The sequence below is a fragment of the Paenibacillus sp. BR1-192 genome (assembly GCF_029542445.1).
Classification (GTDB): Bacteria; Bacillota; Bacilli; order Paenibacillales; family Paenibacillaceae; genus Paenibacillus_AQ; species Paenibacillus_AQ lautus_A.
In genome coordinates, this window is sequence record NZ_CP120718.1 from 6,269,104 (window position 1) to 6,291,123 (window position 22,020).

The following is a 22,020-nucleotide window of genomic DNA, read 5'->3' on the forward strand; positions in this document are numbered from 1 at the left end:
ATGAAGACCTTGGGACTACCATAGGATGTGAACTAATTGGTATAGAAAATTGATCGGCGGTGAATTTATTGAACTGGAACTGGAACAGCATCCGCACCAAACTGATTACCTTCATGATCATGGCGACCATCATTCCGACCACCATTTCCATGATCATCAGTTACGTCATGACAACCAACTCGCTCAAGGAACGGGCCGTTGTTGAGAATATGAACCTTCTCTATCAGGGACGGTTGAATTTGGAGAGCTATTTGGAAGAGATGAACCGTAGTTCCCTTACGGTCTACTCGGATCCGGATTTTTTCCGCAGCCTCTATTACAGTCATGAGAACATCAACGCCAGCGGCAGGCAATCCGCCACGCTGCAATCCATTCAAAAAGCCATCAGCGGCTCCAGGCAGGTCTATCTTTACGTCGACGGCAAACGGGAAGCCACGTTATTCGCGCAGGATATCGCCAGAAAAACAAGCGAGGTCAACCTCTATCCCGAGATTCCCGATCTTCGTAACGATACGGTGGTCCTTCAGCCGCCGCATCCCCTTCATACGTACGGGTTTCAGTTAGCTTATCCCTATGAAGCCGATCAACAAGTATTCACGATGTACCGGGTCATTGAACGGGTCCCTTCAACCGAACGATTAGGCATTCTCGCCATCGATTTGGACATGGATTTCCTGAGCCGGATCAGCGGCCAGCTGTTCCAGCCTGATCATGAGCAGCTGTACATTGCCAATGAAGACGGGTATATCATGTATTCCGGCGATGACGAAATGCTGGGACAACAAGTCCAGGCGGACTGGTACGCCAGCATCAAGCAATCCGGCAAGAAGGAAGGCCATTTCGAGTATAACAACAAAATCTATTTATATAACAATATCAAGACGTCGGTCAGCGACTGGACGATGATCAAGGAGATTCCTTCCTCGTATATTTTAAGCAGCGCGGACAAAGCTGCCTTCGTCAATATTTTGCTGATCGGCGTGTCCCTTATTCTCATCATCGCGGCCACGATCTGGATATCGGTCTATATCACGGCCCCGATCCGCGAATTGGTAGGCCTCATGAGCCAGGTCAAAAGCGGACGAATGACCGTGGATATCTCGTCCAATCGCAAAGACGAAATCGGAGCCCTCCATCGCAGGTTCGGCAGCATGATGGATACGATCAACAACCTAATCCTGCAGGAATACAAGCTGAAGCTGGCGAACCGGACCAACCAGCTCCGGGCGCTGCAGGCGCAGGTGAATCCGCATTTCATGAACAATGCGCTGCAGACCATCGGCACCCTTGCGCTGGAGCATGGCATGAAGAGGATCTACTCCCTGATCTCCGCTCTGGCCCGGATGATGAGATACAGCATGTACAATACGGACAAGCCGGTCACGCTGGCCACGGAGCTCGATCATATCAAGGATTACGTGGAACTGCAGAAGGAACGATTTGAGAATCAGTTCGACTTCCGTTACGATGTGGATGAGTCGACTCTGCAGGTGTTGATACCGAAGATGCTGATTCAGCCGCTGATCGAGAACTTTTTCAAGCATGGCATGAACCCCTTGGAGCAAGACAATTTCATTGCGCTCACAAGCCGGCGCCTATCGGCCTCGATCGTGCAGATCACGGTCGAAGATAACGGAAACGGGATGCAGGAGGAGCCGTTCCAAGCCCTTCAGGAGCATTTGCTTCGGATGGAAGAGTTGGATCTGGAACAGCTTCAGGTTGTGTCCGAGCTGGAGACGGAAGACAGCAGCGGAATCGGACTCATCAACATCATGACGAGGCTGAGGCTGTACTATCGTGGAAAATCCAAATTCAACATCGAAAACAACCAGCCGCACGGCTTTCGTGTAGTGCTGACTATAAATGTGGAAGGTGAAACGGATGAAGGCATTGATCGTGGATGACGAGTCTCGCGTGCGCAAAGCCATCCGCCTGCTGGTCCAGTGGGAAGCGCACGGGATTACCGATATAGAGGAAGCGGCCAACGGGCTGGAGGCGATGGAGCTGATCCCGGCGTTTCGGCCCCATCTTGTGCTGATGGACATGCTGATGCCCCTCAAAAACGGCGTGGATCTCATGGAATGGATTCATAAGCATTACCCGGACATCAAATTCATCGTCATCAGCGGGCATGACGATTTCGAATTCGTGCGCAACACCATCTGGTACAGCGGCACGGATTATATCCTGAAACCCATCGAGGAGGACGTCATCAACCAAGCGGTCGCCAAGGCGACCGCGGCCTGGAAGGCGGAGGAACAAGAACGCCTTGCGGCGCGTCAGCAGCATGTTCAGGTGAACGAGTACCGGCCGGTCTATTCGGAGAAGCTGTTATCCAGCCTTATTGATGACAGGAGCGCCCATTCCCAGGTGGTCAACCGCCTCAGGGATGAAGGCATCGTGCCGGCGCAGACCAACGCAATACGCCTGGCCGTCATGCAAATCGACAAGTCAGATCATGCGCTGTACGGCCGCTTCGGCCACCATCAGGATCTGCTGATGTTCGCCCTGTTGAATATTTGCAATGAATTTCTGCAAAAGGACCGGATCGGGATTGCTTTCCGTCCATTCGGATCGCCGCATCAACTGGTTCTCTTATTGTGGGAACAGCTCGCCACGGTCCCTACGCTGCTTCAAGAGATCAATAGCGGGATGTTTCGGACGCTGTCGCGCCAGATGCATTTTGGCATAAGTCCGGAAGGTCAATATCCGGTAGACGTTCCCGAGCTCTATGCCCAATGCTCGAATGCCCTGCGTTCGCGTGATTTAACGGTCCTGAACCATTTCATCCACGATGCCGAGCAGCTGCGACGATCCGGAATGGATCATCATCGGGGCGTCCAGTTCAGCGGGTTCGAGGATACCTGGAAGCTCGCTGTGCTTAGCGGTCAGCCTGCTCCCATTGGGGAGGCCGTCGATTCGTTCCTTGCCGCCATCCGAAAAAGCGGCGTTCTCACGCCCGAGCTTCTGGAGCGATGGGACCGCGAAATTGATCGGTTCGCCAATCACGTCATTCATGAAACCGCGAATCCGTCGTCTGAGGCCTTGTTGAAATTGTACAAAGAGGAAAGCGCCACCATCGAGCGGCCAAGCCCGGACAAATATGTATGCTCCCTGGCAGAATGGCAGCAGTATTGGGATCAATTAATGAGCCTGCTGGCCTCGGCGCTGCAGTCCCAGAAGCAGACGGGGCAGGACCTGATCCACGACATCACGGCATTTATCGAGCAAAACTATCAGAACGACGTATCACTGTACGATATTGCAAACCGGTTTCACGTAAGCCGGGAGTACATCTCCCGCAAATTCAAGCAGAAGCACGGGATTAATATCCCCGAGCATCTGAACCGGATCCGCATCTCGAAGGCCAAAATCCTGCTGCAAAATCCGGGGCTGAAAATGGCCGCGATTTCCGAAATGGTCGGCTTTAAGAACGAGAAATATTTCAGTCTTGTTTTTAAGAAACAAGAGGGCATTTCGCCCAAGGAATTCCGAAAGCTGCACGAGAAGGATGCCTAGAATGGGCAGCGGTCGATAAGCTTCAGAGATAAAATAAAGCAGAGGAGGCGGGAGTCCCCGCCTTCTCTGCTTTTTGTTAAGAGCGCTTCAAGCTGTCCACTCTTCTTGGAAAGCCCTTATGTTATCTCTATCCCAACCGCTTCTCTAATATCAACACGCCTCGTGCCGGCACTTCGCAGATATCCCGAAGCTCCTCCCCTGTCAGCAGGTCAACATAGGCTTCCCCATCCAAGGACACGGATTTGCGCTCGGGCATGTGATTGAGCACAAAGATAAACTCCGCGCCCTCCTTCACCCGCTTTGTCACCTCAATGCCTTCGGGAGCGTTCAGGACAGGCTTAATGCCATGGTCGCTGCATATCGTTTGCATCAAATCTCGCAGGAATTTAGGCTCCGGGCTTGTGGCCACATACCAGGCCTTCCCTTGTCCGAAAGCGTTCACGGTCAACGATGGCATGCCTTGATAGTAGTCCGAGCCGTATTCGGCAACGACCTCAGCTCCCTCGGCATGGATCACGTCGCACAGAATGCCGCAGTCGTAGGTGCCTTCCAGCTGGCCTTTCCGGCCCCGCATTACCACCTGATTCTGCTGGCCCGGAAGAAGCGCATCAATCTCCTCGGCCCAAATTCCCATGACCTTGCGCAGTTCGCCCGGGTAACCGCCCAGCGTCACCAGATCATTCTCGTTCACGATGCCGCTGAAGAAGGTCGTCACAAAGGTGCCGCCTTGCGATACAAAGGCCTCCACGCGTTCTGCAAATCCCAGTTTGGCCATATACATCACCGGCGCGATGACAACGTCATACTTCCGGAAGTCCTCTTCCACGCTGATCATATCGGTCTGAATATGCAGCTGGTGCAGGGCATCGTAATATTTATGGACCTCGTTCACGTAATTGAGGGCGACGGTCGGACCGCTCGACAGGTCAATGCCCCACCGGTTCTCCCAGTCGTAGATGATCGCGACTTTGGCATCGGAACGGGCATCCAGGATCCGGTCTCCCAGCTGCTGCAGCTCCTTGCCCAGCTCGGCGCACTCGCGGAATACGCGGGTATGTTCATGTCCGACATGCTCGATGACCGCGCCGTGATACTTCTCGCAGGCTCCGATCGAACGGCGCAGCTGGAAGAACATCACCGTATCCGCGCCGTGGGCGACCGCTTGATAGCTCCACAATCGCATTACCCCTGGGCGCTTGGCCGAGTTATACGGCTGCCAGTTCTGAACGCTCGGCGTCTGCTCCATCAGCATAAAGGGCTGACCGCCCTTAAGCCCCCGCATCAGGGCATGCGCCATGGCGGTATAGCTGTACGGGGTATCCAGCGACGGATAGTTGTCCCAGGATACGACATCCATCTCCTTGGCCCATTTGAAATAGTCCAGCTCCGGATAAAAACCCATAAGATTCGTGGTCACCGGTATATCCGGCGTGAGCCGCTTCAATTCATCCCGCTCCAGCTTGTAGCAGTCCAGCAGGCTGTCGGACTGGAAACGGCGGTAATCCAGGGATATGCCTTGGAAATTCGTCCGGTTGCCGGACCACTCCTCGCTTAAAGCGTTAGGAACGACGATGTCTTCCCAGTCATAGAAGGTGTGGCCCCAGAAGCGGGTATTCCATGCCTTGTTTACGGCATCCAGCGTGCCATATCGCTGCTCGAGCCAAGTCCGGAATGCCGCGGCGCAATTGTCGCAGTAGCAGTACCCGCCATATTCGTTCGATACGTGCCAGATCAGGACGGCCGGATGATCCTTATAGCGTTCCGCCAGCTTGCCTGCCATGATTGTGGCGTATTTTCGGTAGGTGGGGCTGTTCGGACAGGAGTTATGGCGTCCGCCGAATTTGCGTTTGCGGCCCTCGTAGTCGACGCGCAGCACATCCGGGTATTTGCGCGCCATCCAGGCCGGATGGGCTCCCGTGCTCGTTGCCAAACAGATATACACCCCGTTCCGGTACAGCCGGTCAATCGTCTCGTCCAGCCAAGCAAAATCGTACGTATCCTCATTCGGCTGACTCAAAGCCCAGGAGAATACATTTATGGTGGCTACGTCGATGCCCGCCAGCTTAAACATGCGGTCATCTTCCTTCCACGCTTCCGCATCCCACTGCTCGGGATTATAATCCCCGCCGTACCACATTTTCGGCAGCTTTTCGTTAATCATCAGCATTCAGCTCCTTTAGCCTTCATCAATTCGTATCCGGTTATCGTTCAACCAGCCATGCTCGAGATTAGCCATTATTCACAATGCCTCCATGGCAGCCAATGCAATCTGGTAAGTCATGCCGCTCACCGTCTCAAAAGAAAGCCGATCTCCCGTCGTCACAACGCTCCCGTCTTCCCTTCGAACGGCGAGAGGCTCGGAATATTGAATTCTGCAGATCCGGCCATGCGTAGAGGTTATGCTTGCGGACGCAAGAATGCCGTCCTTCCATTCCATATCCACGATAAATCCTCCGCGGGCCTTCAATCCTCGCACGGAGCCTTCCGCCCACGCTTTCGGCAGCGCCGGCAGCAGATGAATGGCATCCAAATGGCTCTGGAGCAGCATTTCTACAAGTCCGGCGCTGCCTCCAAAATTCGCATCGATCTGGAACGGGGGATGGTCCCCGAGCAGATTGGGGTGCATGGAGCGGGAAATCAGGGTCCGGACATAATCATAAGCCTTGTCCGGCTGCTGCAGTCGGGCAAACAGGTTAATCAGCCATACGCAGCTCCAGCCCGTATGCCCCCCTCCGTGATCGATGCGCGACATCAGCGTACGATAAGCAGCTTCTGCAAGCTGCGGCGTATCTTGGAGGGTAATATCGGAGCCGGGGTACAATCCGTACAAATGGGATACGTGCCGATGTCCGGGCTCCGCTTCCGGATACGGCTTGCTCCATTCCATGAGCCTGCCCTCGTCATCGATGGCGTAAGGGAGCAGGCGCGCGACCGCAGCTTTCCATTCCTCCCGCAGTTCATCATCTTGCTCCAACAGCTGCGAAGCTTCGATGCAGTTATGGAATAAATCGCGAATGATGGCCATATCCATGGTCGAACCTGCCGACACGCTGCAAGGCAGGCCTTCCGCGGTAAGAAACTGATTCTCCGGCGATGTCGACGGGCTGGTCACCAGATGCCCTTTCCCGTCCTCAATCAGCCAATCCAGGCAAAACAAAGCGGCTCCACGCATCAGTGGATACGCCGTTTCCCGCAAGTATTCAAGATCCGGGTGGAATTGATAACGCTCCCATAGATGCCGGCACAGCCAAGCACCGCCCATTGGCCAGAAGGCCCACATGGCTCTGCCATCGCTCGGACTGGCCATTCGCCATAAATCCACGTTATGATGGGCGACCCATCCACGGGCGCCATAGTGAATCTTCGCGGTCCGGGCACCGCTTACGCTAAGCTCCCGGATCATTTGGATGAGCGGCTCGTGGCACTCGCTCAGACGCGTCGTTTCCGCCGGCCAATAATTCATCTCGGTATTGATATTCGTTGTGTAATCGCTGTTCCATGGCGGCTGGACATGGGGATTCCATATGCCCTGCAGATGGGCGGGCTGTGTACCCGGCCGGGAGCTGGCAATGAGCAAATATCTTCCGAATTGAAACATCAGCGCTTCGAGCGCAGCATCCTCTCGTCCTTCCCGGTACGCTTCCATCCGCTCGTCGGTGGCTAAAGCTGCTATGGAACGCTCATTCTCTGGACGGCCAAGCTGAAGCTCCAGACGTCTGAATAAGGCTTGATGGTCCTGGACGTGCCGTGAACGCAATTGTTCAACACCATGCCGCATGGCGCCCTGAAGTCTCTCCCTGCATATGCCGGACGGATCGGTACCGCCAGAACCCGGAGAACGATCGAAGCCTTCAAAATTCGTAGCAGCCGCAACCAGCAGCGTAACCGAGCCTGCCGCGCAAATGCGCATGCCGCTGTCATCGATCGTCACCTGACCGCTGTCCGTCAAGGCCAGCAGCCTCATTTCGTACCGAATGCCCAGCCCATCCTCATAAAGCACCGACCCGGGATGATCGCCCCTGTAATTATCAGCAATATGAGTCGGAGCATGCCCATGCAACACCAGCGTCCCGTCTTCCTCTGTACGCGTACGATGCTGCAGCGGTGAACGTAAACCGATCTCCAATTGGATGGATCCGCTCCCCGAGCATTCATAACGGATAACCCCGACCTGGTCAACCGCACTGATGAACATATCCCTGCTGAAAATATGATCGGAGCCGCCACCTTGAAAACGAGTGGAAGCGATCCCCGTATCCAGGTTCAGTTCGCGCCTGTATTCCGAGCATGAATCCCCTATTCCCGACTGTCGGATCAACAGATCTCCTAACGGCAAAAAGGACTCCGTATTTCTGCCAACCATCCTGCCCTCGATCAACTGTTCGGCTTCGGCATTCTTGCCGGACGCAATCAGTTCCCTCGCCTTTGCCAGATACCGGAGAGCCTCGTAATTATTCGTGTCCCGGGGAAAGCCGGACCAGAGCGTATCTTCGTTCCATTGAATGCATTCTTCCTGTACGCCTCCGAACACCATGGCGCCAAGGCGGCCGTTTCCAAGCGGAAGCGCTTCTTCCCACTTGGCCGCAGGCTTCCGGTACCACAGGGTTGTGTTCTTATGCTCTGCTGAATACAGCGTAATCCCCCCTTATGTCCAATGATTTATAAAGGTCTTCTCGAAGAGCACCTGAAATCCTTCATCTATGGTTGTATTTCTTCTAATAAATTGAGGTCCGCGATTATAACAGCAGCCTGCCTTGAATAGCGGCAAAAGGGGCGGCATATTGCCGGCCCCTTCGATTCGCCTCTACCTTAATTATTCCAGAGTTCCACCCGTTCGCGTACCAATTGGGTGTATTCCTGCTCCATTTTCTCGGCGCCGGCATCATTCAGTTCTTTGATGAACTGGTCATACAGTGCATCGAATTTCGCCGGATCGGCAAGAATGACTTCCGGAATCCGCTTCCGGGTAATCTCTTCCACCTTTTTGTACGTGATATTGATATTGGAGTCGCTCGGTACCGGAATGTTGTAAGCAACGCCCCACGGCTTCACATCAAATTCCTCTTGTTTCGGCCACAGGTCTTTCCACATTTCCGCGCCGTACGCTTTCAGCGTTTCCTTCGCGGCCGGCGTATAATTCTCGATGATCGTCTCCGGGAAGTTCGTTGTGTAATAGTTATCCGTCGAATCCTTCACGCCGTCGCCGTAACGAGGGAACATCGCATTGTACAAGCCGATTCCTGTTTCCTTCGTGAAGTTGGCGTTGTCATAGGTTTTGCGCTCTTGGACGTCTTCAGGAATAACTCGCTTGCCGTCCACCACGTTGTAATGCTCGCCTTCAATACCCCAATTCATCAAAACTTGCCCTTCTTCGGAAGCCAGATAATCCAGGAACTTGATGATTCGAACCGGATCCTTGGCGGATGTCGTAATGCCTACGCCCCATCCGGCGACGTAACCCGTGTCTTGGAACGTTGCATCCTTCGTGGACTCATCCAGCTGGATCGGGAATCTCGCATAGGTGCGGTTTTCCTTGCCGGAAGTTCTCAGTGCGTTCGTTGCATTGCCGAAGCCCCACTCCTGATCAATGACGCCAAGGACGCGGCCGGAGGAAATTTTCGCTTCGTATTGGTCCGTCTTCTGCACGAACGTTTCTTTATCCAACAAGCCCTCGGCGTTCATATGATTCAGCCAGCGGAAGTATTCCTTCTCTTCCGGCCGCTTGTAATGAAGCTTCGCCTCGGTTGTTTCCGGGTCGATATAGTACTCGCCGTCATCCGATACGCCTGTCGCGATAAACGCCGGGTTCGTTACCGAGATCATGATTCTCCATCCGTCCGCATTCAACGTCAGCGGAATCGTCGGCTGGCCGTCAATGGTCGGGTGTTTCTCGGCATAGTCTTTCAGCGCTTTCTCATAATCCTTCACCGTTTTCAGTTCAGGGTATCCGAGTTCTTTCAGCACCTCATGTTGGATCTGGAACGTGCCGCCGGCATCGAGTGCCTGATGATCCACTGCCGCAAGCGTCGGAAGGACATAGATGGCCTCATCCTCGTTGCTCCATTTCAGGCGGCTCATATATTCTCCGTACACCTTCTTGATGTTTGGCGCATGCTCTTCGATCAGATCCGTCAGATCGATAAACGCCCCGGAATCCACGAACAGATTGGCGTCCCCCTTGGCAAATACCAAGTCAGGGTATTCCCCGCTCGCCACCATCAGCGGAAGCTTCTGATTGGAGCCGTCCACCGCATATTCGGCTTGGATCGTAATGCCGGTCTTCTCGGTCAGCTTCTTCCCGACCGCATCCTGCATGTTGGCCCAGTTCGCATTGGAATCCGCGCTGTAATACGTCATGGTCATCGGCTCGAGCTTCTCTTCCTGCTGCGTATCGCTTCCGCTGCTGCCCTCATCGCCGCCGTTTGCGCTATTGTTGCTGTCGCCGTTGCCGCACGCCGCCAGAACGAATGTAGCCATCATCATGATCGCGAGCAGGAGCGACAATCTCTTCTTATGTTTCATTGCTATACCCCCTAAATCGATTTTTGATCATTTATCGTATAACAGGACGTTGTGCCTGCTGATACCGTTACATGCGCCTAGCTTTTTACCGCTCCAAGCGTCATACCTTTCACAAAATACCGCTGCAGGAACGGATACACGAGCAGTATCGGAACGGTTACCACGATCGTGATTGCCATTTTGATCGATTCCGGCGACACCTGCTTCACGATCTCGGCCATATTCTGCCCGGTCATCATGCCGCTGGTTTGCCCCTGGGTGCTCTGCAGCACCTTCATCAGCTCGAATTGGAGCGTGGTGAGATGGGGTGCGTTACCGTTGTAAAGATACGTATCGAGCCAAGAGTTCCACTGCCCGACAGCCAGGAACAAGGCGATGGTAGCCAAGACGGGCTTACAGAGCGGAAGAATGATTTTGTAATAGATCGTAAAATCGTTGGCACCGTCAAGCTTTGCCGATTCCTGCAGCGAGTACGGCAGGCTGTCGATGAAAGACCGGATGACGAATACGTTAAACGCGCTCACCATGCCCGGAATGATGTAGACCAGAAACGAATTCATCATGTTCAGGTCGCGGATCAGGATAAACACCGGAATCATTCCGCCGGAGAAGTACATCGTCAGCGCAAGAAAGGTCGACATGAACTTTCTTCCCTGAAAGTCTACCCTGCTGAGGACGTAGCCCAGCATCGTGCCGCTGAGCAAGCCCAGAAAGGTCCCTGCAAGCGTACGGAGAATCGTGTTTTTGGCCCCGGTGACCAAGCCGTCGTATTTAAAAATCTGCACGTAGTTATCCAGCGTGAACTCTCTCGGCCAGATGTAGATTCCCCCTCGCACCGTATCAACGGAATCGTTCAGCGATATCGCCAGAACGTTCAGGAACGGGTAGAGTGTGACAATCATGACCAGTGCCATGATGGTAAAATTCGCGATATCAAACACCCGATCGGAGAGCGAGGGCTTGAATGCTGCTTTGGTTCGTGCCATGCTGTTTCCCTCCCCTTACATAATCGATTGCTTCGTGAATTTTTTGAACACGCCGTTGGCAAGCAGCAGCAGGATGATGCTTACGACCGAGTTGAACATTCCGATGGCCGTACCGAATGAAAAACGTCCCATGCCAAGTCCATAATTCAGCGCATACAGGTCAAGCACCTCGGAATAATCTACCACTAGCGGATTACCCAGCAGGAACTGCTTCTCGAAACCGATGCTGATCAAATGACCGATGGACATGATCAGCAGGATAGCAATCGTAGGGGCGATGCTCGGCAGCGTAATGTGCCATATTTGGCGAATCCGGCTTGCGCCGTCAACCTTGGCTGCTTCGAACTGCTCCTGATCAATCCCTGTAATCGCTGCCAAATAAATGATCGCGCTCCAGCCCATTTCCTTCCATATATCGGAGCCCGTTACGATGTACCAGAACAGGTTCCCCTGAGCCATGAACTGTATCGGCTGATCGATGAGCCCCAGCCACATCAGCAGCTGATTGACAGCGCCTCCATCCGTGGACAGCATTTTGGTCACGATACCGGCAACTACGACCCAGGACACAAAATGCGGCAGATAAGATATCGTCTGTACGGTCCTCTTGAATACGCTTCCACGAAGCTCATTCAACAAGACTGCGAATAGGATCGGAATCGTAAAGCCAACGATCAATCCCATGAAACTCATGGCGAGTGTATTTCGCAACACCAGATAAAACTTATCGTCCGCGAAAAGTGCTGCGAAATGGTCCAGGCCCACCCATTTTTGCTCGAATATCCCTTTGCCCGGCTTGTAATTCTGGAATGCCATCAGCCAGCCCCACACCGGCAAATAACTAAAGATGAATACAATGACGATGAATGGAAGCGACATTCCGTACAGTACTTTCTGCTCTTTGAAAGTGGTCCAAAAGCCTTTCTTTTTCTTTGCGGCAGGTTGGATGCTGCTTTTTGTCTTTGTTACCGCTTTCAAACCAACCCCTCCTCTCTTGTATATCCTGATGATAAACCAAGCTGGGGCGGGGAAGTACCCGAAGGATTGGCTTAAAAATCATATAAAAATTAGACATTAACGGTGGGAGGGAAAATGCGAAAGACCTTTATGCCGCTCCGTGTCCGGATCGTATCTCCGATCGCTGTTAAACCCGGGAAACTTCGATTGATACGGGGAGGTGGTTTCCCGGCTTTAAAGGCGACCGCTGGCGCTTCTCCGATACGATTCCGGCCCCTCCGCTCGGAGCTTCGCAGCAATTGGATTCCCCGCTAATGCCTTGGGGAGGAAAAGGGGAAAACAAAAAAGACGCGTACCTTAGTCGCGTCTAAAGGGCAGCGATATGAAAGTACTTATGCTAAGTCTGGTTGTATGGTAAGTGAACGCTATTGGAGAACAATCATAAACCATTTAGAATACGGCATCAGACGACGCGGAGCTGCTTGCAGCCTATTTGTCGTGCGCTAGCTCCTGCGTGTGATGCTCTGGTCATGATAGGCTTTATGACCTCGATGCCGCATCCATGGCTCGATCACGTTGTGCGAATCCGCGTTACGGCACGGCTAAATTACAGGTCCAGCTCCTTGCGGAAATTGGACGGAGACGTGCCGACGTATTTTTTGAATTTGCTATGAAAATAATCGACGTTCGTATAACCGACCTTCTCCGCCACCTGATACACCTTCATGCCCTGCTTCAAAAAATCTTTGGCTTTGTCGATCCGGACCTTATCGAGATACGTATTGAAATATTCCCCGGTCGTATTCTTGAACATTTTTCCGAGGTAAGCGCTGTTGTAATTAAATATCGACGCCAGCGTTTCCAGCTTAATGTTCTCGTTGTAATTGCGCTGAATCAGATCCATGATCCGCTTCATCTCCTGATCCCGTCCGCCATTGCCCGCCTGCCATATCAGCTCCTCCAGGAATTGGGACGAATGGCGGCACAGATCATAGGCCGTTCGCTGTCGGAATATTGCCGCAATCCGATCCGAGTATTCCTTCGTGCGGGACTGCAGCTCCGTATGATGCTGCATCAGTTTGTTGTGCACCCCGGTCAGGAGCTCCACGAAGGCGCGTTTCATCCTCTCCTCCGTGTATTCTTCATTCACCATGGCTGAGGCTGCCGTATACAGCAGCTTCTGCTGCACCTCCACGTTGCCCACATCCACCGCATAATAGAGCTGTTCCATCAGCTGCTCCGGATCATAGGGCTGCCGTTCTTCATCCGTGTTGCCGCCGGCAAACCGCTCGGATTCAGGAAACAGCATCTCCCCGGGAGCATAGAAGAACCGTTCGCGAATCCGTTCTTTGGCACAACGGTACGAATCCGCTACATCCTCCAGACGGTGGACCTGACGTCCCAAAGAGGCCGTTATCGCCGTGCCGGCCCGGCTTGCGGCTTCCTCCACCAACTGCAGCAATTCCTTACGTCCACCTGCCGTCAAGACCGGCGTGGGCATTAGGATACCGAGCTGTCCATGCATGGAAAACACCGCGCCGCGGCCGTTATCTTCAAAAGCTTCGATCAGCTGGTTTTTCAACCGGTCGTCGGTTTCCTCACCGGATTCATCGCTGCCGTTATGATGAACAAGCAGCACTTGGTAATGGTTCCATAACAGTCCCGACCGCTCGGCCATATGCCGCAAAGCGGCCGGATCGGGCTTGCTCTCCGGGTTGAACCATGTCTGAATGAACTGCTCGCGGCTCATATCGGAGGCTGCCCTGTTCAGTGCAATCCTCTCCTGTTCCTGCTCGATGGCTTCTTTAATCTGCAGCAAATACTTGCTCAGCTCGTCCTCATCCACCGGCTTTAGAAGGTACCCGTCCACACGGTGGGAAATCGCCCGCTTGGCATAATCAAAATCGGCATATCCGCTCAAGATGAGCAGATGAATTTCGGAATCCAGGTTTCGGATGGCTTCGATCAGCTGCAATCCGTCCATTCCCGGCATCCGGATATCAATCAGCATCAAATCCGGGTCGTACTTCCCGTGCTTCTCCAGCGCTTCGTTCCCGTTCGCTGCGGTATCAACAACCTGATACCCAAGCTCGGGCCATGGCACAATGCTCTTCAGCCCTTCGCGCAGTTTGGGTTCGTCATCCACGATCAACACTTTCATCATCGCTCTCTCCTCCTGTCGGAATACTGAATTCAATACGCGTTCCTATGCCCGGTTCGCTATAAATGATCAGACCCGCTTCAGGGCCGTACGTGAGCTGCAGACGGACATGTACGTTACGGAGCCCGATCCGTCCGCCATCCTTCTCGTCGGTATCGTTCAAATAACCGTAGATCATCTGCAATTTGTCCAGGGATATGCCTGCACCATTGTCCTCGGTCATGACGTGCAGTTTCCCTTCGCTGGCCGAGACCCTGACCCTTATGGAGGTTCCCTCTTCTTTGTGATCCATCCCGTGTATAACCGCATTCTCCACAAGCGGCTGGATGATCAAGGGCGGGATTCTTACCCGGTTCGCTTCAGGGTCCACCTGAAGTTCATATTTCAGGCGGTCCTCATATCGGAACTTCTGAATGTCGAGATAGCACTGTACCATCTCGATTTCGTCCTTGATTGTGGTTTTTCCGCTGCCCACCTCGAGATTGCTCCGCATCATTTTGCCGAGCAGCCGCACGATCCGGGCAATTTCGGTCTCGCCCTTGAGATGGGCCTCCATGCGAATGGACTCCAGGGCATTAAAGAGAAAATGCGGATTGATCTGGCTGGCCATCATTTTGAACTTGATTTCGTTTTGCTTCTGCTCCATTAACCGCTTCTGTTCGTTGGACTCCTGCACTTCGTTCATCAGGTCGTTAACGTTGCCCACCATGGAGTTGAATTGACGGGACAGCTGGCCGATCTCATCCTTGCCGTCGATCTCCATGGCAACGCCAAGATTACCGGTACCTACCTTCGTAATATGCTTGCTGAGACGCAGCAGCCGGTTCGAGATCAGTGAAGAGAAGCTGTAGATCAGAAGAACGGCCAGCAGCAGGCTGATGATGATGACGGTCATCGCCAGCTTGCTGATCCGGTTGGCATCCGCCACGATGCTATCGATCGAGAATATCGAAATAATGCGCAAGCCGTTCACTCCGGACTCCGTATTCAGCGGTTCGATCAGCACCTTGGAGGCTTCGTCATGGATGACCGACTCGTAGCTGCCGCTCGCGTGGTAAACGGCCCCGCTGGCATCTTCAATCTCGGCTAACGTTTTCCCGTACAGCTCCGGGCGATTAGCCGCGACAATATTGTTACTGCTGTCCACGATAATCGTGTCGAACGCTTCCTGGCTCAGGATCGTATTGAGCATGCCGGTGTTGACATTGATCACCAGCACGCCGCGGTTGTCCTTGCTTCCAAGATCAACCCCCTTGATCAAGCTGAGGTACACCTTCTGATCACGCTCATCCTCAATGTAGTCCCAATAGATGACCCCGATATCGTCCTCCGCCCGCCGATACCATTCCGTACTCCTGATTTCATCCTCGGGATAAAGAAACTCCCAATTGTTCAGCATGGTCGGATTGTCGCTGTAGAATCGGATATTCGATATTTCCTTGTACATCCGTATCGCCTGCTGCAAATCGGGATACTCCCTGTATGCCACGAACACGTCGTATACGCTTTCATATTGCCGGTTGGCCAGATTCCTCAGACGCTCGTCGTAGGACAAGCGGTAAGATAAATCATCCGCCACGTTGATGACTTCGGTCGACCGTTTCTTGACCCGGTCCACGTTCTGATAGGCTTGTTCCAAAGCATTGTCGAATGTAAATTTACGGAGCTCTCCCGTAAGGAATATCCCTACGATGGCTACCGGTACAAAGACCACGACCACAAATGACAATATCAATTTATTGCGGATTTTCATGTCATTCATAAGCTGAATGAAATTCGATAACATCGGACCGTCGACGCTCCTGTCCTTTAATCTTCGGCAAGCAAAAATAAACGGTTACATTCCATCGTGGATAAGCCTGCCTCAGACCAATTATATCAGCACAGCCTTCCTTTCAAGGCCAGCTAAAATATGGAAGAAGCCCGACTCCAGCACAAAGCTGGTCCGGGCTCATCTTCACTATGTTTTTACCCGCTTAACAGCAGGGGGAACCCGAGTTTATCCTAGCGCAACGCTGAAGGCCATCGCTTGTTGACCGGCTTCCACTTGAATTTTCCCTTCCTGCAGGCTCACTCCCGAGCCCTCCACGGAGGAAACGTTTCCTGTGTCATACAGCTTCACCGAAAATGGCTTGCCGCTGCCCTCCACCGTAAAATTGATCCGGCTGCCTGCACGTACAGCCCGTACAACCAGCTCGCTCTCTCCGTTCATGTTGCGAACGATGGCGGAAGCCTCGCTGCCGTCTTCCAATGCATACAAGCCAAGCTCTACTCCGTCTGCATAGTCATATTCCGGAAGGGCGTCGCTCGCACCCAAGGCGAGGAACGAGTTGCCGCGTACGAACAAAGGCAGTCCGAGGAAACCGTACGTTTCCTTGCGCCAGGTTCCGCCATCCACCGTTTCTCCGGTTAACAGATGCGTCCAGCGGCCCTTCGGCAGATAATACTTCACGTCGCCTTTCTCGCTGAATACCGGTGCAACGAGCAGGGAATCGCCCAGCATGTACTGACGATCCAGCATTTCGACGGCCGGATCCTCCGGGAACTCCAAGAACATGGCGCGCATGCTCGGCACGCCTTGCTCCGATGCCTGTACGGCGGTATGGAACAGATACGGCATCAGACGGCTCTTCAGCTTCGTGAAGAAGCGCGTAACGTCTACGGCCTCTTCGTCGTAAGACCATGGCACCCGGTAAGAGCTGCTGCCATGGAGACGGCTGTGGCTGGACAGCAAGCCGAATGCCAGCCAGCGCTTGAACACATGCGCCGGAGCCGTATTTTCGAAGCCGCCGATGTCATGGCTCCAGAAGCCGAAGCCCCCGAGACCGAGGGACAAGCCGCCGCGCAGGCTCTCCGCCATCGATTCATAATCCGCATAACAATCGCCGCCCCAGTGAACAGGGAACTGCTGTCCGCCAACGGTTGCGGAGCGTGCGAATACCGCCGCCTGATTCTTGCCGAATTTCTCGACCAGCACGTCAAAGACCACTTTGTTGTACAGCTGGGTGTAGTAGTTGTGCATTTTATGAGGATCGGAGCCGTCAAAATACACAACGTCCGTCGGAATGCGCTCGCCAAAGTCCGTTTTGAAGCTGTCCACGCCCATATCAGCCAGCTCGCGCAGGTACCCTGCATACCATTCGCAAGCATCCGGATTCGTGAAGTCCACCAGCGCCATGCCCGGCTGCCACAAATTCCACTGCCAAACATCGCCATTGGCTTTCTTCACGAGATAGCCCTTCTCACGGCCTTCCTCGAAGAGGCGCGAACGCTGCGCGATATACGGATTGATCCATACGCAGATTTTCAAGCCTTTTTCTTTCAGTCGCTTCAGCATGCCTTCAGGATCCGGAAATACCTCTTCATCCCATTGGAAGTCCGTCCAGTTGAGGCCCTTCATCCAGAAGCAGTCAAAATGGAACACTTGCAGCGGAATGTCGCGCTCCAGCATACCGTCCACGAAGGAGTTTACGGTCGCTTCGTCATATTGCGTCGTAAAGGAGGTCGATAGCCACAATCCGAAGGTCCAAGCCGGCGGCAGCGCCGGTTTGCCTGTCAGGCTTGTATATTTGTCCAGAACGCCTTTCGGGTCGGGCCCGTCAATCACGAAATACTCCAGCGACTCGCCCGGCACGCTGAACTGAACCTTCTTCACTTTCTCTGAAGCCACTTCAAAGGATACGAGGTCCGGCTGGTTGACAAACACGCCGTAGCCTTTGTTGGTCACGTAGAACGGAATATTTTTATAGGCTTGCTCGGAGCTTGTGCCGCCATCCTGGTTCCAAATATCCACAACCTGGCCGTTCTTCACAAACGAAGTGAATCGCTCGCCAAGGCCGTACACCCACTCGCCCACGCCAAGATCGAGCTCTTCGCGCATGTAGGTCTGCCCGCCGTCCTCCACGATATGCGCCATGGATTTGGCTCTGCTGCCGGTGATGCGCTCCTCTCCTCTATAGAAGTGGACCGACCATTCCGGGCCTTTCTTGATCACGACGCTCAGATTGCCGCTCCGAAGAACAGCCTGTTGATCGTTCTCTTCGATGACCGTATGGTCGCCCTTCTGTTTGTACAATTCGAATGCAGGTCCACGATCTCTTACGCCCGCATAGTGGACCAGCTTCACGCCGATGACGCCGGGTGCCGGGGAATGAAATTGCACGGTGATCAGCTGCGCATTGATGGTCGCTCCTCTGCCCGGAATCGGTGCCGTGGAAGCATAAGCCGTCAACGTATCTCCTTTTACCGCAAAATCATAGGCCTGAACCGCTCCCGAAACGGAATACCCTTCCCGGATTAGCCAGTTGCCGTCTGTAAATTTCATCGTTACTTCCGCCCTTCTATATTTTTAAAATTGAACTTTCAGATGTAAGCGTTATAATATCATTATACTGATCCGTTTTTACCTATTCTAACAATATCCGATTGTTTTATAGCACAATTTTGATATCAGATAACAGTGTTCAGGAACACTTCACATCCCAAGGAGGTGCAGCATGGATCAATCCATCCGCCAGTCGTTAAAAGAAAGCACCGTCCACGGGAATGAGCGTTTCCCCTTCGGTGCCTATTGGTATCAATTTGCCCCCGGCGCCCATGTGGTAGACTCCCATTGGCATAAGGAAGCGGAGATTTTTTACGTGCTGGAAGGCGAGGTGCTGTTTCAGATCGATTCGGAATATATCCCCGTCCGTGCGGGCGAAGCGATATTTATCGATGGGGGAGATCTGCACACCGGCCACGCCCAGGGCAATGAAGGGTGCAGCTTCTGCGCCATGGTGTTCGATGTCGGCATGCTCGCCAGCAGCAGCTATGATCTTGTGCAGGAAGGGATGATCGTTCCCTTCCAGGAGCGGAGAGCCGCTTTTCCAAGACGGATGACAGCCGGGACCGATGGGCGCCTGCTTGAACATATAAAAGAAATGATGCTGCTGTCCAAGCACAAACCGGCTGGATATGAGGCTGCCATTAAGGGGCATCTGTTTCTCATGCTGTTTCAGGCCGCAGCCTCCGGCAGGCTTGCCAACCGCAGCCGGAGCGAAGCGGCGGACATGACGAGAACGGAACGCTTGAAGAAGGTCATTCTCTACATCCAGAGTCATTACCATCGACCTATCCGTTTGAGTGAGCTGGCTGACCTGATCCCGATGAGCGAAGGCCAATTTTGCCGCTTCTTCAAATCCATGACCGGGCAAACGCCCGTCGACTATATGAATTCCTATCGCGTTCGCCAGGCGGCGGAGCTCCTTCGTTCGCCGGACAATAAAATATCCGACATCGCACTCGATGTCGGATTTGGACACATCAGTTATTTTGTTCGGGTATTCCGCAAAATCATGAACTGCACGCCTTCGGAATATCGGAAGAAATTATAATTTCGGCAGGCTTGGTATGACCTGATTGCAGTCCCCCTGAAGCGGCAGGTTCCGGCATACGTATTGGCCGGCGCTGTTTTCGTTCGCCGCGCCGGGCGGGGCCGGCTGATGAACCCGCTGTTTCCAGAGCTGCCACAGCATGAATCCATCATTCGCTCTTCCTTTATTCTTGATGTAGTTTACCATCGTTTCTACATTATAATAAGCCGTCGCGATGTTATTCTGACCGTTCATCATTTCGGCATCGTATACCGTACCCGGCGCGGCATTCAATTGCAGGACGGCCCCGCCGGATCCCTCCGGCGCAATCTGCATGCCCATATTGATGGGCCCGTTGTATATCGCCTTGTAGGATTCATAGCCTTCGCGCGGGTCGTAATAAATACCGCCGTCGTAGGACATCAGATTGATAAAGTCGATCTTGCTGCCATGATCCTTAACCACGCGGTACATGGTACCGCCAAAAGGAGAACCCCATTGGACCTTGCCTTCCTCAAACGGCGTCCCCTTCACATAATAGGCGCCCGTGGACCAGCCGGCGATGGAAATCTGCAAATTGGCGTTCCTGGCTTGGATTTCATTGTAGAGGCTCGTTATAATGCCTGCGATCTCGCCATCCTTGGTACAGCTGAACTGGGCAGCCGTTCCTTTGTTGCAGCTGCTGCCGCTGGATTCCCAGTCAATGTCGACGCCGGCTGCGCCAAGATCCAGGGCCAAATCGACGATGTTCTTAGCATTGAATCTGGACCACTGCGATCCTTGGCTGTACGACCAGCCTCCTACCGAGAGGAACGCTTTCGTTCCGCGGGCTCTCAGTGCGGCGATGTTGTTGCGCAGATCCTGCGACTGCTGGGCCGTAAATTTACGCTGCCCATTCGGCGTCGTGGCTCCTTCCACGAATTCCAAGCCCGCTACGGCTTGATCAAACGCATACGACCCTTGCGTATACGTGGTGTCCGGCCTTACGAATGCTAGATTGAGATGCGTGATGTAATTGGGTATGTTCGCAGTCGTCAAATCGTAGATACTGGTGTTCCATGAGCTGGCGTAAGCGACGTACATCCGATCACCAGTCCCCGGAGGATCTACCGGCGGGTCTACTGACGGATCCACTGGGGGATCTACCGGTGGTGTCCCTGGATTGCACGCTCCCAGGTCCTCCCATACTCCCCACTGTCCCGTCGTTCCGGGCATCTCACCCTGAGTCCACCATTTTGCTTTCCAGGCCTTACCCCCGTGGGATACGATATTGCCCCCGCCATATACGGCAGAACTGCTCCAAGCAGGCTCAGCGCAGGCCTCGGCGGCTTGAACCTGGGACGTAGGAAAGACACTGAACACCAGTACGGCGATAAGTCCGAGAATCCATCCTTTCATCGTTCTGGACTGCCTTGTCATTCATTAAACAACTCCTTCTCCATGGGTATTCGGCTTGTTAAAGCGTTTTCAAATCTGGTGAAAGCTCCGTACCTTATACACCTCCTGACGCATTGGGATGAAATCGAATGAAACACTTTAAGTGTAACTTGGTAATTTTTTGTACAACAAGGATAAGATTTACTAATTCAGGGGCAAAATCCTATACCTTGTCACAGCAGCGCATCTTCGCAAAAAAAGCCGACACCCTGCGGATGATCGCATAAGTGGCAGCTTTTGAAATGGAATGCCTGTTAACCCTTACTCCAATTTAGGGTATGATGATAGAAGCATGTTATTTTTCTATTTATGAGTCTCTTTGTGCAGCCTTGCAAATGGACATTTCGACAGAGACTCCTCGTTATCCCGCAGGAAATATTGCTTCCATTCATAATTGTCCTCCGCCCCGTAGAACTTCAAGTCCGGGTGCGGGGGGATTGGATCATATTCGGTCAACCGCTTGCGTATCAGCACTTTGGTATGTTCAGCTTGCCTGGCCCGGGCATTGAACTGCTTCAGAACCCAACGAGGCGTAAAAGCAAGCATCATGTAGGGGAAATATCTGCTCTGGCGAAGCTCATGTGCCGGCGTTCCGCAATATACGAAATAAGGCTCGCCTGCATAACAAAATTCCCACAGATGATCGTCTGGTTCCCCCGGCAGGTCCGCCGGCCAAGGCTCCGTATCGTATTCGGTGGTCCGGCTCAGCAGCTGCCAGAACAAACGCTCATAATACTCCACGCCCTCGAGGCTATCTCGGCCATGTTCCGTATTTATAAATACGACAAGGGAAGTATACGGGCCGAAGCCCCTGGAGCCGAGCCCGAACTCATGCAGCAGTGCGGCCAATTGCCCCGCCGCCTCCTGCGATTCGCCGCGGTTGATAAAACCGTATCTAAAATGATTCAGCGCATGTCCTTGCACTGCCGGAATGCAGGGGAATTTGGCGGAACGATCCGTCATTTTCTCAGTCAGCTTAACGATCGCTTCCCGCTGCCATTCCTCCGGCAATCCATAGGCTGCATCCATATCGTCCAACCTCATTAAACCGCTCATCACCAGTCCTCCTCTTCTACAGCATATA

13 protein-coding genes are annotated in these 22,020 nt (G+C 53.3%); 3 read left to right on the forward strand and 10 right to left on the reverse strand.

The window, feature by feature from the left end; genetic code table 11:
- Positions 1–59: 59 nt before the first annotated feature.
- Positions 60–1,904, forward strand: coding sequence for a cache domain-containing sensor histidine kinase (locus tag P0X86_RS28870; protein WP_249732910.1), 1,845 nt, complete (start codon positions 60–62; stop codon positions 1,902–1,904).
- The gene (locus tag P0X86_RS28875) at positions 1,882–3,519 is read left to right on the forward strand and encodes a response regulator transcription factor (RefSeq protein WP_277747077.1); all 1,638 of its coding nucleotides are present in this window, start codon (positions 1,882–1,884) and stop codon (positions 3,517–3,519) included. The genes P0X86_RS28870 and P0X86_RS28875 overlap by 23 nt, the downstream gene beginning before the upstream one ends.
- 127 nt (positions 3,520–3,646) lie before the next feature.
- On the opposite strand, the gene P0X86_RS28880 is transcribed toward P0X86_RS28875, so the two are convergent.
- The 8 genes from P0X86_RS28880 to yicI all read right to left on the reverse strand — a co-directional run bounded on the left by P0X86_RS28880 (position 3,647) and on the right by yicI (position 18,469).
- The gene (locus P0X86_RS28880; RefSeq protein ID WP_192570536.1) at positions 3,647–5,680 is read right to left on the reverse strand and encodes a beta-galactosidase; all 2,034 of its coding nucleotides are present in this window, start codon (positions 5,678–5,680) and stop codon (positions 3,647–3,649) included.
- 78 nt (positions 5,681–5,758) lie between these two features.
- Complete coding sequence (locus P0X86_RS28885; RefSeq protein WP_192572750.1) at positions 5,759–8,158, reverse strand: glycoside hydrolase family 95 protein; 2,400 nt, start codon at positions 8,156–8,158, stop codon at positions 5,759–5,761.
- Positions 8,159–8,328: 170 nt separating this feature from the next.
- Positions 8,329–10,041 (reverse strand): ABC transporter substrate-binding protein, encoded by a 1,713-nt coding sequence (locus P0X86_RS28890; RefSeq protein WP_192570535.1) that lies wholly within the window; start codon positions 10,039–10,041, stop codon positions 8,329–8,331.
- A gap of 77 nt (positions 10,042–10,118) precedes the next feature.
- Entirely contained in the window at positions 10,119–11,027 is a 909-nt protein-coding gene (locus P0X86_RS28895; protein ID WP_009592812.1) for a carbohydrate ABC transporter permease, read from the reverse strand.
- A gap of 15 nt (positions 11,028–11,042) precedes the next feature.
- Entirely contained in the window at positions 11,043–12,005 is a 963-nt protein-coding gene (locus P0X86_RS28900; protein WP_096776911.1) for an ABC transporter permease, read from the reverse strand.
- Between the two features lie 586 nt (positions 12,006–12,591).
- On the reverse strand, positions 12,592–14,148 hold the full coding sequence (locus P0X86_RS28905) for a response regulator transcription factor (RefSeq protein ID WP_277747078.1): 1,557 nt from the start codon (positions 14,146–14,148) through the stop codon (positions 12,592–12,594).
- On the reverse strand, positions 14,123–15,931 hold the full coding sequence (locus tag P0X86_RS28910; RefSeq protein ID WP_277747079.1) for a cache domain-containing sensor histidine kinase: 1,809 nt from the start codon (positions 15,929–15,931) through the stop codon (positions 14,123–14,125). The genes P0X86_RS28905 and P0X86_RS28910 overlap by 26 nt, the downstream gene beginning before the upstream one ends.
- A gap of 213 nt (positions 15,932–16,144) precedes the next feature.
- Positions 16,145–18,469 (reverse strand): alpha-xylosidase, encoded by a 2,325-nt coding sequence (gene yicI, locus P0X86_RS28915; RefSeq protein ID WP_277747080.1) that lies wholly within the window; start codon positions 18,467–18,469, stop codon positions 16,145–16,147.
- Between the two features lie 172 nt (positions 18,470–18,641).
- Here yicI and P0X86_RS28920 point away from each other — a divergent pair, with 172 nt between their 5' ends.
- A complete protein-coding gene (locus P0X86_RS28920; protein ID WP_192570532.1) occupies positions 18,642–19,520 on the forward strand; it encodes a helix-turn-helix transcriptional regulator in 879 nt (292 codons plus the stop codon).
- Here the strand turns inward: P0X86_RS28920 and P0X86_RS28925 are convergent.
- Together P0X86_RS28925 and P0X86_RS28930 are read right to left on the reverse strand one after the other, a co-directional pair.
- Complete coding sequence (locus tag P0X86_RS28925; RefSeq protein ID WP_277747081.1) at positions 19,515–20,918, reverse strand: glycosyl hydrolase family 18 protein; 1,404 nt, start codon at positions 20,916–20,918, stop codon at positions 19,515–19,517. The genes P0X86_RS28920 and P0X86_RS28925 overlap by 6 nt on opposite strands.
- A 321-nt stretch (positions 20,919–21,239) precedes the next feature.
- Positions 21,240–21,992 (reverse strand): YqcI/YcgG family protein, encoded by a 753-nt coding sequence (locus P0X86_RS28930; protein WP_277747082.1) that lies wholly within the window; start codon positions 21,990–21,992, stop codon positions 21,240–21,242.
- Between the last annotated feature and the right edge of the window lie 28 nt (positions 21,993–22,020).